8 protein-coding genes are annotated in these 13,949 nt (G+C 40.2%); 3 read left to right on the forward strand and 5 right to left on the reverse strand.

Annotated features, from left to right (window positions below):
• The first annotated feature begins 68 nt into the window (after window positions 1-68).
• Window positions 69-2,030 carry a beta-galactosidase gene (locus KO530_RS03265; protein WP_216046970.1) on the forward strand — a complete coding sequence of 654 codons (1,962 nt, stop codon included), beginning with the start codon at window positions 69-71 and terminating at the stop codon, window positions 2,028-2,030.
• Window positions 2,031-2,111: 81 nt separating this feature from the next.
• Here KO530_RS03265 and KO530_RS03270 read toward each other — a convergent pair whose 3' ends face one another.
• The 5 genes from KO530_RS03270 to glpK all read right to left on the reverse strand — a co-directional run bounded on the left by KO530_RS03270 (window position 2,112) and on the right by glpK (window position 10,757).
• Window positions 2,112-3,572, reverse strand: a complete 1,461-nt coding sequence (locus KO530_RS03270; protein ID WP_216046971.1) for an SLC5 family protein — start codon at window positions 3,570-3,572, stop codon at window positions 2,112-2,114.
• 21 nt (window positions 3,573-3,593) lie between these two features.
• Window positions 3,594-4,358: a SapC family protein gene (locus KO530_RS03275; protein WP_216046972.1), complete on the reverse strand. Its 765-nt coding sequence runs from the start codon at window positions 4,356-4,358 to the stop codon at window positions 3,594-3,596.
• 3 nt (window positions 4,359-4,361) lie between these two features.
• Window positions 4,362-5,918, reverse strand: coding sequence for a tryptophan halogenase family protein (locus KO530_RS03280; protein ID WP_216046973.1), 1,557 nt, complete (start codon window positions 5,916-5,918; stop codon window positions 4,362-4,364).
• 141 nt (window positions 5,919-6,059) lie between these two features.
• A complete protein-coding gene (locus tag KO530_RS03285) occupies window positions 6,060-8,816 on the reverse strand; it encodes a TonB-dependent receptor (protein WP_216046974.1) in 2,757 nt (918 codons plus the stop codon).
• Window positions 8,817-9,272: 456 nt separating this feature from the next.
• Window positions 9,273-10,757: a glycerol kinase GlpK gene (glpK, locus tag KO530_RS03290; protein ID WP_216046975.1), complete on the reverse strand. Its 1,485-nt coding sequence runs from the start codon at window positions 10,755-10,757 to the stop codon at window positions 9,273-9,275.
• A gap of 176 nt (window positions 10,758-10,933) precedes the next feature.
• Here glpK and KO530_RS03295 point away from each other — a divergent pair, with 176 nt between their 5' ends.
• Window positions 10,934-12,535 (forward strand): glycerol-3-phosphate dehydrogenase/oxidase, encoded by a 1,602-nt coding sequence (locus KO530_RS03295; protein WP_216046976.1) that lies wholly within the window; start codon window positions 10,934-10,936, stop codon window positions 12,533-12,535.
• A gap of 34 nt (window positions 12,536-12,569) precedes the next feature.
• On the forward strand, window positions 12,570-13,916 hold the full coding sequence (locus tag KO530_RS03300) for an alpha/beta hydrolase family protein (RefSeq protein ID WP_216046977.1): 1,347 nt from the start codon (window positions 12,570-12,572) through the stop codon (window positions 13,914-13,916).
• Window positions 13,917-13,949 lie beyond the last annotated feature (33 nt).

Raw genomic sequence — 13,949 nt, forward strand, 5'->3', positions numbered from 1 at the left:
ATAAATATGTTATAAGTATTATTTATTGATTACACACTTAGCTTCAAAAACAAGAAGGATTACGCTTTATGATTGGAGTTTGTTATTACCCTGAACATTGGCCCGAACGCATGTGGCAAAAAGATGCTGAGGAAATGCGGGAGTTGGGCATTAAGTTCGTACGTTTGGCTGAGTTTAGCTGGTCTAAACTTGAACCTATAGAGAATGAATTTAACTTTGATTGGTTAGATAAAGCCATAAGGATACTGGCGCAACAAGATATTAAAATTATACTTTGCACACCTACAGCAACACCTCCCAAGTGGCTCATCGATAAACACCCTTCTATCTTGCCAGTCGATATCAATACTGGTGTCACTCGTGGCTTTGGCTCGCGCAGACATTATGATTTTTCATCGCATGAGTACTTTGATGCATCCATGAAAATCACTCGGATTATGGCGCAGCGATATGTTAATAACCCTGCGGTTGTAGGCTGGCAGACTGACAATGAACTAGCGTGCCACGATACCACGCACAGCGGGTCACAAAATGCCCTAATTGCGTTTCAAGCGTGGTGTAAGAATCAATATGGCGATATCGATACTTTAAACAAAAAATGGGGGACTATTTTTTGGTCTATGGAATATCAAGACTTCTCGCAAATAGAGCTCCCTTTTTTAGCAGTGACAGAAACACATCCTTCACATCAATTAGCTTACCGGCGATTTAGCTCTGATCAGGTAATTCGTTATCACAATGCCATGATAAGTGAGATTCGACAACACTGTCCCAACCAATTTATCACTCATAATTTTATTCCCATGGTCGACACCCAGTGTGATAATTTTGCATTGGCAGACAAACTAGACTTTGCCAGCTACGATAATTACCCTTTGGGAAGAACTGACTTGTTTTTTGCAAATAGCGAACCTAAGGCATTTGCGAAATATATGCGCACCGGCCACCCAGATTTTTCTAGTTTTTCATTTGATCAAATTCGCGGTATTTCGCACGACCACTTTTGGGTAATGGAACAACAACCTGGTCCTGTAAATTGGGGAAGTCATAATCCTAGACCGCACCCGGGAATGGTGTATTTGTGGTCATGGGAAGCGGTAGCCCATGGTGCATCAACGGTGTGTTACTTTAGATGGCGGCAAGCCGCATTTGCTCAAGAACAAATGCATGCAGGCATTAAACGTGTTGATAATTCTAAATCAATAGCATGGCACGAAGCAAAGCAGTTTAATCTAGACCTCCAAAAAACAGAATTTGATTTGTCTGCCAAAGTATCAGCTGACATTGCCATTTTAATGGATGTGCATAATCAATGGGTAACAGAAATCGAACGCCAAGGTGATAGCTATCAGCACCAGCAGGTTGAATTTTCCTACTACAGTGCTTTCAGAAAATTAGGCCTAAACGTCGACTTTATTGACCAAAATAGCGACTTAAGTTCATACAAACTAGTGGTAGCACCGTGCTTACCCATTATTAACGCTAGTTTTATTGAGCGCGCTAAATTAGCGCAAGTGCATTTAGTTGTTGGGCCACGAACGGGCAGTAAAACTGACGAACTATGCTTTGCACCTAATTTAGCTCCTGGCGCATTACAGCAATTAATAGATATAAAAGTGTTGAGTGTCGAAACACTTCGTGACAGTTGCGCAACTGAATTCATTTATAACAACAATGCTTACCAGTCGGAACGTTGGAACGAAGAGTTACTCGTGGGCGATGACGTTGCCGTAGCAGTATCATTGCCAAATGGACAGGCTGTAGTCGCACAAAACGAGAAAGTAACTTACATAGCAAGCTTAACGAATGACGCATTCTTATTAGCCTTATTTACCGATATTGCTAATAAACATAATCTTGGTCCAGTGCAATTACCACAAGACATTCGTTTATCATGGCGAGGAGACTACGGGGTGTTATTAAACTATGGTGATACTCACGAAACTGTGGAATTGCCCTTTGAACACAAATGTATTCTAGGCTCTTTGAAAATTGCGCCGTATTCAGTAAGTATAATTAAACAGGTTTAAGGTACTTTTAATAGGACGCTTGGCGCTCTAATTATCTTATAATTGGAGCGCCAAGTTATTTTTTCACGACTAAATTAAGTTCTATGCAAGTCTCTTCTCATTTCCAACCCATTGGATCGCTGGTCTTTGTCCGTAAACCGCCCAGTTCAGTAGCAACGACAAAGTCAAACAACTTACTAATGTAATAAACATTAAGTGTATGTAGTGCAAATCAAATGGCGCATAGATGGGTGAGAATTCAAACGAAACGCTCGCATATAATATAACCCCGAATACAACGGAAAATATACCCGCACCAGCATGTACGTTTTTAAAGGCTAATCCCAATATAAACACCGATAAAATAGGCATGCTCAACAAGCCATACAGCTGTTGAATAAGATTAATAATACTATCAGCCTCTTTATAAACGAGTACTAATAATAACGACAAAACGGTCATCAAAATAGTTACTATACCTGACAGTTTCTGTACATTAGGCGTTTTATTAAAATATGCTTCATGAATATCACATACATAAAGTGCAGTCGCCGAATTTAAGTTACTGTTAAATGTTGTTAGCACGGCCGCTGCCATAGCCGCAGCAAAAACACCGCTTAACCAACTTGGCAACAAGTCAGAAACGATAGTCCCGTAGGCCGTATCACCTATGTCACCATATAGTTTATAGGACACTATTCCTGGAATAACAATAATTGAAGGCACTATTAATAAACGAATTGCAGCCGCGGCAAAAACACCTTTTTGGGCTTCTTTAATATTCGGAGCAGCCATGGCGCGTTGGGTAATAACCTGATTGGTACCCCAATAGAATATTTGGATAAAAATCATACCTGTCAACAATGTATGCCATGGAATAGGCGAATCATCACCGCCAATTAGCGTTAATCTTTCAGCTGGAATACCTTCAAAATTATAGTCAACGGCATTAAGCGCCAAAACAACGATAAGTACCGCCATAAACAGCAGTATCACACCTGAGTATGTATCAGATACCGCAACAGCGCGTAAGCCACCGAATATAGCGTATAAAGCCCCTACAATGGCGAAAATAGCTGCGATGTAAATAATGGGTAGTTCAACGTTAAACATATTTTGCATGAACAAAGAGCCAGTATAAATTACAGCGGGACAAAAAATTAAAGCGGAGCCTAGAAAAAACAAGCAGCTAATGACAGCACGTATATGCTTATTATTGTAGCGTTTTTCAAGTAGTTCGGTGGTGGTCGTGCAGTTGTACTGATAATAAACAGGTAGAAACACCTTGGCTAATACAAATAAACCCGCTACGGCTGAAAACTCCCATAACGCAAGTAGCGCCATTTGGTTTCCATTCATGCCAACAAGTTGATCAGTACTCAAATTGGTTAAAGTAATAGAGCCTGCTACAAAATACCAGGCAAGTCCCCCGCCAGCCAGAAAGTATTCTTTACTTTGGTCAGCGGTGGTATGGCCTTTACCGCGACACTGAAGATAAGTAAGGAATGCGATCAACAATGTTACAAATAAAAACACGCCGATTTGAATTAAGTTAACTGTCATAGTGATCTTCTTATGTTAAGTCTAGTGGTGGGCGACATCTTTTGCGACTTCCATTTTTATGGCTTTCACGACTAAATTATCAGGGCGCGCATTATGTTTATTTATTAATACATTAAGTTGGTAAATAGACATTAATAAAGCATGAATCGGCATTAAGTATCCTGCTGAATTTAGTTCTGCAAGTGTGCTCGCGGGTAACATTTTGAATTGGTCTTCGTCTATAGTAAACAAGCCTTTGATGGTGTTAACGTGCCCGTTCTCGAACATTACTTTCAAATCAATCTGCTTAAGTAAATCAAGCTCTTCTAGCTTAGTTACAAGATGGAAGCTATGTCGCATGTTATCTAATTCCGTTTGCAGTAACTTAGTAACCACTGTCAAGTGGTCACTTGCTACTCCTTCTGCCGAAAATAGTGGTTTACCTTCGGTTTCTGAGAAAGCTGTGTTTTGGGGGTCAAAGCCAACGGTAAATTGAGCGTCTGCTTTGTTAGACTGCATCAAATACAGTGGGTATGTCCGTAATGCACTGGGCTGAAAAACAGGGAGCCACTGATTACTTTCAACAAATAAATTTTGTTCCGTTAAAAAACTCGTCATTGCCGAAAAGTTTAAGTTTCCATTAATGTTGTTACGTGACAAAAATATAGGAAAACAAGTAGCTGCTTGTGCAATTTCAACCGCATTTAATGAAAACACATGTTGTTTACTCGCAAATTCATTAATAGCGCTAGGCACTACTTTAAGATTCTGGTGTATGCGGCTACTTAACTCTATCAATTGCGTCATCGTTTATATTCCTTTTTGTAATTGTTGTTTGGCTTGAGCAGCTGCTAACCATGTTTGAATAAACGCTCTATGTTGAGGTAAAGACGCAAGCATTTGTTGCGTCAATTGTTGGTTTTTGCGCGCAACCAATGAAGCTTGTTGTTGTTCATTATAAAGATGTTGATGCTTGCTGAAGTCGGGTTTAAACCCCATTCCGTATAACACATATTGGTAACTCGCTGCAGGAAATAACTCAATAGCGCTTTCAAAATCGGCTTGTGTCGGACCTCTGTAAGCCCAAACAGCTAAATCTTCTTTCAATCTTTCAGGAATTGAATCTGCTTGGGTATGGGCTTGCCAATAGGGCTCTTGACGCTTAGTCAACATATAGTGGAGCTTAAGAAAATCAATAATTCGAGACCATTTGTAGTCCATTTGTTGATTGAAGCGTTTCGCAATCGTAGGCATAACGCCGTGATGTGGGGGAAGATTTTCAGCCACATAGCGAGCTGATATTTCTATCAACATAATCGCAGTCGCTTCAAGGGGTTCAACAAATCCAGCCGACATGCCAATGGCAACGCAGTTTTTATGCCAAAATTTCTCCCGGTGACCTGATTGAAAGGCTATTTTTCTGGGGCTTATGTCTTCTGGTTTTTGACCAAGATAGTTAGCAAGATTCAAATGCGCTTCGTCATCTGTTAAATATTCACTTGCATAAACATGACCAACGCCGCGTCTAGAAGATAAGCCAATATCCCAAATCCATCCCGCATTTTGGCCTGTTGCCACGGTATGTGTGGGAATAGGATCGTTGGCATCTTTATACGGTACATGCAACGCTAAAGCAGTATCGTTAAATAAATATTTGTCTGTTGATTTAAAACCAACACCCAATGCTTTTCCAAGTAATAGCGATTGAAACCCTGTGCAATCTATAAATAAATCGGCTGAACATTGCTGACCATCCTTAAGTTGGACGCTAGCAATATTTCCGTCATCAGATAATACGACATTGTCTACTGTTCCAATAACGTGCTTAACGCCTAAATTTTCGCGGGCATGCTGTTTGAGCAAATCAGCAAACGCACCCGCATCTAAATGATAGGCATAATTGCACTGTCCTGAGTACTCGCCTTCAGAAATGGATCGGGGAGCTAGGTTTGCTTCACATACACTTTGTTGGTAATTTGCCTCAAGTGCATATTCTTGAATATTTGACACGTACGGCGCCAAATCAATTCGACCATACCCTAGCGGGACGGTAAAGGGATGATAATAAGAGTCACCTTCACTTTTCACCCAATTGACAAATTTGCCACCTTGTTTGAATGCCGCATGGCAACGAGAAAACACATCGCTTTCTTTAATCCCTATAGATTTTAGAGTGTTTTTCATTGTTGGCCAAGTACCTTCACCTACCCCAACCGTTGGAATATCTGACGACTCGATTAGGATAATTTCTAGTGATGCTTTAGCAGATGTCGTTGCTTTCTTATGATGAGCTGCTATAACCGAAGCTGCTAGCCATCCCGCAGTTCCGCCCCCTACAACTGTAATTTTTCTTATATCTTTGGCCATAATATCCTCAATAAATGGATAAAACGCTAAGGATTTAACTTAAACACAAATATTGTAATAAGACCAATCTTTAGAATTTTATGACTAAAAAAGAAAAGCGACGGTAGCGTTTACCGCCGCCCTTCTGTTCACACAAAGCTTTTAGAATTTAGTTCTAATACCTATCGCATAACGAGAACCGTTGTCTTCTACAGAATATGTTTGATTAGCAAAACGTCCTGTTTGAACCAATTCTTCTTCAGTAATGTTAATTCCTTCAAAGAATACAGTGGTTGATTCGCTAATATCATAACTTGCGCTAATATCTATTTGACCAAACGTATCCGTATTTATGGGTTCGCCTGTAGAGCCATTGTCGATACTACGTAAGAAACCTTCGCGATTGTTATAAGCAACTCGCGCTTGCCAATCTTCTGCTTCATAGAAAATTACCAAGTTTTGAGAATCGCCTAGACCTTCTAAAGCAAACGTAGTAGAGGTGTCAGAGCCAATTTCTACTGAGCTATCTACTACCGTAGCATTAGCCGTTACGCCGAAACCGTTGTCAAATACATGTGTCCAAGCCAGTTCGAAACCAGTGACACGAGCAGACTCACCGTTTTGAGGACGGCTAACTGTGTAGTCTTCCTGCAAACCGTATAACTCTTGGGCTGTTGTTTCGTCGGTAATATCTAGCGTTGCACAAGCTGCGTCAGCACATGTAAAGTCAACTTGATCGCTTCGATTTGCCAGAGTAAACGTCTCTATGCCCGTTAATGTAGTAATAAAATCTTCTACTTCTTTGCTAAAGAAAGCAAAGGTTAAAATACTTGTGTCAGCATAATACCATTCGTACGAAATATCCCAGTTTGACGAACGGAACGGTTTCAACGCAGGGTTACCGCCGCTAGCTGTCAAGTTTTGACGACGTGGCTCGCCATAATTGGTTGCTGGCGATAAATCACTCATAGTTGGACGAGTTAACGAGTCATAAACAGCAAAACGCAATATCATGTCATCTTGAAGTTGTAACTTTAAATTAACGCTTGGCAATAGTGTTGCATAAGAGCCGCTTTCTACTATGTCAGTTGCCGGACCAAATACATTTGAAAATAACGTTTGATCAGTTGTTGGAATAACGTCAGCAATAAAACTTTGTACAGCGTTTACATCAACAGACGTTTTTGAGTAACGAGCGCCCACATTTAAGAATACAGGCATGTCTCCAATGTCAGTTTCAAAATTAAAGTCAGCATATACCGAAGTGATTTTTTCATTAACCGTATAGCGATTGTTTTGCAATGTAGGCGTAATTGGATTACCTGTCTGTGCTAAATAATCAACATACGCGTCGCCATCGTAAGTATAGTATGTATCTATTAAACCTGAGAAATAGTTGTTTGCGGTAAACGGTCTAAAATTAAGAGTATCAAGTGGTGCAGGCTCTGCATAACCACAAAATGCACACTGGCTAGCAAATATTTGGAATACTTTCTTTTCGCGATCTTGACTATATATACCAAAATTAGCACCGGTAAAAACATCGCCGTCTGCACGGTAATGAAAATCAGCTTTTACTTCAGTAATTGAATCTTCAAAGCTTGGTTGATTGCCTTTTTCGTTATAGTGTAAACGCGCTAAGTTTGCATCTGGAAGGCTTCCGTTACCAAATCCATCATGAATAACTGTTGGTGTGCCACCGGTACCATCAAATTGATAACTATTAATAATTCCAACCACGTTAAATCGGTCTTTGCCAGCACGATCGTTTTCGGCAGTTGATGATGAAACATCAAATTCTGCAGTAAGTGAATCCGAAATTTCCCAATCAACATTCAAACCAAATGCTGCATTTGAAATATCACGAGAGTTACGTGTATGCGATACAAAATCTGTCGCGGGATTACCAGAGCTTACGAATAAATCAGTATCTTGTGAGAATGAGGTTAGTGTACCCGTAGCTTCATCAATGGTGGCAGAACCGACGCGATCAGGTTCAAACCATGACGCTAAATCGGTCACTTGAGAATCAACTTCGAATGTAGATACTGAACCGTCTAAGGTAATAGTTACATCATCTGATGGTGCGTATTGAAAAACAAGGTTCGCATTTGTTCTTGTGCGTTCTTGGTTATCTACAATTTGATCCCAGTTACGAGGAATATATGCATTCGAATACAATACCCCATCGCGTGAATTCGATATAGTTTGACCCGGACGCCAACCCGCTGTTTCGATGCGGTTAATTTGAACATCACGTTTCTCATGACTCAAAGAAAATAAGATGCCCATCGTGTCATCATTAAATGTATTTGAAACTAAAGCAGAAATTGTGGGAGATAATTCTTCTGACAAACTTTCATACATACCTTTCGCTGAAACTACAGCAGTGAAGCCGCTATAGTCAAAAGGACGCGCTGTAATAAGACTTACGGTGCCACCTATACCACCTTCCTGCATTGTAGCCGTTCCGGTTTTGAAAATGTCTGCACCAACAATTTGGTTCGCGGAAACTGAGTCAAAAGCAAATTCTCTACCTCCTGTTTCGGAAGCCATTTGGCGACCGTTTACTAACACAGTATTAAATTGTGGACCGAAACCACGAATTGTAACCGCCTGGCCTTCTCCGCCGTTTCGGTCTATTGAAACGCCCGTAATCCGTTGTAATGATTCGGCAACATTGAGGTCTGGAAATTTACCTAGATCTTCAGCTTTTATGCCGTCAGACACTACATTCGCGTTTTTCTTATCATCCATTGACGCTTTTAAGCTGCTGCGATAACCAGTTACAGCAATTATCTCTACGCCACTAGCATCTGTTGCTTGTGCAATAACAGTAGTAGGTGCGAATAACGCAACAGCAATAGCCGCTGCGATTGATGTATATGTGCCAAATTGTTTTATTTTTTTGGTTTTCATAGTGTGTGCCCTTTTACAGATTTACCCTGTTTAAATTAATGTGCGTGTAAAACCAGCCAATAAGCTATTAACTTATTTATCATACAATATAACTAAAACTAGGAAGTTATCAACAAAAATGTACAAAAAATTAACATATAAGATACTTAGAAGAATTGATTTAAGCGGAAATAAATATTGTGATGTTTAAAGATCGTTATAATTAGCTAATTAATCAATGACTTACAGTTTACCCGTAGTTTAAGTAAAAAACATGATATTATTATGAATGAGATTATTTATAATACAAATTCGACTAATAGGTATCTAATGAACAGAGTGACGCAGGTCCTGGGGCCACTAATGCTCATTTTGTAGAGGTTCACACGAGGGGCGAAAATCAACATATGAGGCTGAGTATGTTGACGAAAACACTCACACTAGTCCTATCAAAGTTTGGAGCTTGTTCCCCTACCGTTATTCTGCAAACGCTAGCGTAGCTTCAACCGCCAAATTCCATTTATTCAGCAGTCTAGTGCGGGTGTGGTCACCTAATTCAGGCGTAAAGGTGCGGTCGACGGTTTTGCATGAGGCTATGTCGTCTAAATCTTTGTACAATCCATATTGCAAACCAGCTAGATACGCAGCTCCTAAAGCAGTTGACTCCATAATTTTAGGCCGTTTAACCTCTACTTGAATAATGTCAGCTAAGAACTGACATAGCCAATCATTGGCCACCATTCCACCATCTACCCACACTGCAGAAGAAGGCATGCCGTCTTTATTCATTGCACATAGTAATTCGTGAGTTTGATAACACACTGCTTCTAAAGCCGCTCTTGCAAAATGCGCGGGTCCAGTCCCTCTGGTCATTCCAAATAGACTCGCTCTCGCGTGTGGATGCCAGTGTGGCGCGCCTAAGCCAGCAAAGCCTGGCACTAAAAAAACACCATGGTCATAATCTAAGGACTCAGCCAAAACTTGGCTTTGTTTAGCATGTTTTAACACCTTAATACCATCTCGAAGCCATTGAATATTAGCGCCCGCAGTAAAAATGGCGCCTTCCAACGCGTAGGTCGTTTCACCTTTCAGACGGTAACCAACTGTAGTCAGTAGTTTATACTCAGACAAGACAGGTTTATTTCCCGTGTTCATAAGCGCAAAACACCCTGTGCCATAAGTACTTTTTAGGTCACCAGGATTAAAGCAAGATTGACCAATTAGCGCTGCTTGTTGGTCGCCTACAACACCGCATATTGGAATAGCTTCACCCAAGACCCTTTTGTCGCTTATGCCAAAGTTGTCGGCACAATCTAATACTTCAGGTAGCATGCTTTTAGGGATGGTAAACAATTCTAGTAATTCAGGGTCCCATTGCTGTGTATGAATATTGAATAGATTGGTTCTAGATGCATTAGTAGCGTCAGTAACATGAGATTTACCGTTGGTGAGGCGCCAAATCAAAAAACTATCTACAGTGCCAAAAGCAAGCTTACCTTGATTAGCTAAATGCCGCGCGCCCTCAACTTCGTCGAGAATCCACTTAATCTTACTTGCAGAAAAATACGGGTCTAATAATAATCCCGTTTTACTGCGCACCAAATCTTGATGTTCAGAAATTGATTCGCAATAGCTAGCGGTGCGACGGTCTTGCCATACAATTGCAGGGTATATCGTTTTACCGGTTTCCTTATTCCATACCAGCGTTGTTTCACGTTGATTAGTAATCGCTATACAAGCAATTTCGACACACTTCTCTTGAGCTTGAGCAATCGCATTTTTACAACTGTCTAAGGTTGTTTGCCAAAGGTCTTCAGATTTGTGCTCAACCCACCCGTTCGCAGGATAGTGTTGGTTAAACTCTTGTTGCACATTCGCAACTTGATGACCATCAAGCTCAAACACAATAGCTCTGCTAGAAGTTGTACCTTGGTCTATAGATAGGATGCCTAGTTTCTTCATCTTTTTCTCTTGTATAGTTTGTTTTACTTATAAACAAGGACAGTAAATAATATCAGCCGCTCTGGTAAACATTCACTGACGAAAATATATCAACAAGGGAGTTTGCGTTTTATGTCAATATATTGTTAATATATTATTTATCATACAATAATGTAAAGTGGAAAGGAAATGTAAAAATGTTGTTGCGAGAAACCAATCTAATTAAACTAAATCAAGGTAAATATGATGTTCTTATTATTGGTTCGGGTATCAATGGAGCCGTTTCAGCGGCGTCATTGGCCAGAAAAGGATTATCAGTCGCGATGATAGATAAAGGTGATTTTGCAGGAAAGACTTCTTCTAATTCATCAAACCTCGCTTGGGGAGGCATTAAATATTTAGAAAACCATGAGTATCTTTTGGTGAATAAATTATGTAAAAGTCGCAATCATTTAATGCGCAGCTACCCTTCAACGGTTCAAGAAATCCGTTTTTTAACCACTTTGCAAAAAGGGTTTAGGTTTCCGGCATGGTTTGTATACCTAGGTACATTAACATATTGGTTAATGGGACGATTTTTTACGCAACGTCCTAATTTTTTGAGTTCAAAATCCATTAAAGAACTCGAACCCGCTATTGATGTAAGCAACGCGCAAGGCGGTTTTGAATATTCTGATGCATTTTTACATGATAACGACGCCCGTTTTGTATTTAATTTTATTCGAACATCAATGGATAATGGCGCTATTGTCACCAACTATGTTGGTGCTTCATCTAGTAAGCGGGACGGCGATTGGTGGACAACTGAAGCCGTTGACCAAATTAGTGGGCAAACATTAAATATTCAATCGAAAGTCATAATAAATGCCTGTGGACCAAAGGTAGACGCCTATAATAAACAAGTTGACCAATATACAGATCACAGGCATTTGTTTTCGAAAGGGGTGCACTTGGTTGTAGATAAAATAACCAAAGTAGATAAAGTCTTGGCATTTTTCGCTTCCGACGGCCGCTTGTTCTTTGTCATCCCAATGGGGCAAAAAACATGCATCGGAACGACAGATGATAAAGTAGAAGACCCTGATATTAGCGTTACCGAAAGCGACCGTAAATTTATACTCGATAATGTAAATGCCTTACTTGACCTAGACCAACCGCTCACCGCAGCGGATATAATTTCTGAACGTTGTGGTGTTAGACCTCTTGCAATTAAAGGAAAAGGTGGCAAGGCTGATTGGGTAGCGTTATCTCGCAAACATGCCATTGATGTGAATAAAGAAGAAAAGTTCTTAAGTATATTTGGCGGCAAACTGACTGACTGTATCAACGTAGGAGAAGAAGTCAGTCAAATAATAAAGTCATTGGGTATAACACTCCCCTTTGAGAAAGCTATTTGGTATGGTGAATCTAACGAAAAAATAAAATCAGAGTTTGAATTTAGAGCTAGGCTCATAAATCTAGATTCAATGACGCCTGACTATTCTTCTGAAAAACTTACCACTCGTTTATGGCGCAGATATGATATCCACGCATTACAAATATTAGACGAGATACAACGTGATCCAAGCCAAGCTGAACAATTAATGGAAAATGCTGAATATATTCGTGCAGAATTACATTATGCTGCACGCCGCGAAATGATCACAAAACTAGAGGATTTTCTTCGCAGACGATCAAAAATTGAAATGGTCTTAAGAAAATCTGATATCGTAAAAACACAAGGAATTATAGAAGCTTGTGAAATATTGTTTGGCGAGCATGCCCAGATGAAGCTAGATGAGTACATTGGTAAAGTGTAAGTATTTAATGACTTTATATCAATTAGGAGGGCATATGTTGACATTTTTAAGCAATCGCGGCGCTAACAGTATAATAAAGTTAAGGACCTACTTCGTGTTGTTTGCGCTCAGTAATATAGGGCTTAATTGTGCTTATGCAGATACAATCAAGCCTCAAGAATTATATACTGTGCAACCAACAATAATGCCTGAACTGTCTAAAAATGGTGAATATAAAGTTGGCGTAAAGACCATCAAGGTCATCAATAAAAATCAACTTGAACTGACAAACTTCACTGCAACAAAAGACCGCTCCTTAACGTTAGAGGTTTGGTATCCTGCGCAATTAGATTCTAAGCAAACTTTAGCCTCTTATAACGATGTGACTCGCGCCCACAACGCGTTTAGCTTGCAAGGCGAAGCCTACCGAGATGCGCCGGCGTTGAGCAAAGGTAAGTTTCCTATTGTAATACTCTCTCATGGGTATACTGGTTATCGTTCTATTATGTTTTATATGGGAGAACACTTGGCAAGTCATGGCTACGTAGTAGCGGCCATTGACCACACAGATTCGACTAATGCAGATATTGATTTTGAGAACAACCCAGGCGGCGGTTTTTTAAGTACTCTATTTAATCGTTCCCGCGACCAACAATTTGTATTAGATTACTTTTCCAAGGACAATTCGTCACTTTGGCAAATAATTGATACAAATCAGGCGTCTGTTATTGGTTATTCTATGGGCGGTTATGGCGCGATTAATACAGTAGGTGGTTGTTACAACTTCACTTCAAACGGACTACAGAATATTGGTTTCCCCGAAAATTTGACGAAGTCGTTATTGCCATTACTAAACTTCTGCAATGCAGGACGCTCGCTCGTCGATCCTAAATGGAAAGCCATGGTAGCGCTCGCACCTTGGGGTCAGGAACATAATGTGCATCACGCAAATTCTCTTGCCAGCATAGACGTACCCAGTTTGTATATTGTAGGCGATGAAGACGATATTGTGGGGTACGAACATGGCGTGAAAAAGCTATTCGAACAATCCAGTATGCACAACAATTATTTAATGGTTTTTGAAAATGCCCGGCATAACGTAGCCCCTCATCCTGCACCTAAAATATCTTATCTCAGCGAATTTGAAATTGGACAATATATAGAACCGGTTTGGAGTAATGAGCGACTAAATAGAGTTAATGAACATATGGTTTTAGCCTTTCTTGATTGCCACGTCAAAGAGGATTCAAAGCGATGTGCTTATCTCCCGACTAGGGAAGATATCACTCAAACGAAACAAGACAATGGTAAACTAAGTGAAGCTTGGCCCGGTTTTGCTGACCGATGGGGAGCTGGAGTGTTGTTTTATCGCCGTGATGCCACCAACAAAGCGAGTCAATGATATTGTGGACAATTTACTTTGCTCATTTTACAA

The sequence above is a fragment of the Aliiglaciecola lipolytica genome (assembly GCF_018860635.1).
GTDB classification, from domain to species: Bacteria; Pseudomonadota; Gammaproteobacteria; order Enterobacterales; family Alteromonadaceae; genus Aliiglaciecola; species Aliiglaciecola lipolytica_A.

Bases quoted from the DNA above. Each gene is read 5' to 3' on its own strand.
- KO530_RS03265 (WP_216046970.1), top strand. From the start codon at position 69: ATGATTGGAGTTTGTTATTACCCTGAACATTGGCCCGAACGCATGTGG.
- KO530_RS03270 (WP_216046971.1), bottom strand. From the start codon at position 3,572: ATGACAGTTAACTTAATTCAAATCGGCGTGTTTTTATTTGTAACATTG.
- KO530_RS03275 (WP_216046972.1), bottom strand. From the start codon at position 4,358: ATGACGCAATTGATAGAGTTAAGTAGCCGCATACACCAGAATCTTAAA.
- KO530_RS03280 (WP_216046973.1), bottom strand. From the start codon at position 5,918: ATGGCCAAAGATATAAGAAAAATTACAGTTGTAGGGGGCGGAACTGCG.
- KO530_RS03285 (WP_216046974.1), bottom strand. From the start codon at position 8,816: ATGAAAACCAAAAAAATAAAACAATTTGGCACATATACATCAATCGCA.
- glpK (WP_216046975.1), bottom strand. From the start codon at position 10,757: ATGAAGAAACTAGGCATCCTATCTATAGACCAAGGTACAACTTCTAGC.
- KO530_RS03295 (WP_216046976.1), top strand. From the start codon at position 10,934: ATGTTGTTGCGAGAAACCAATCTAATTAAACTAAATCAAGGTAAATAT.
- KO530_RS03300 (WP_216046977.1), top strand. From the start codon at position 12,570: ATGTTGACATTTTTAAGCAATCGCGGCGCTAACAGTATAATAAAGTTA.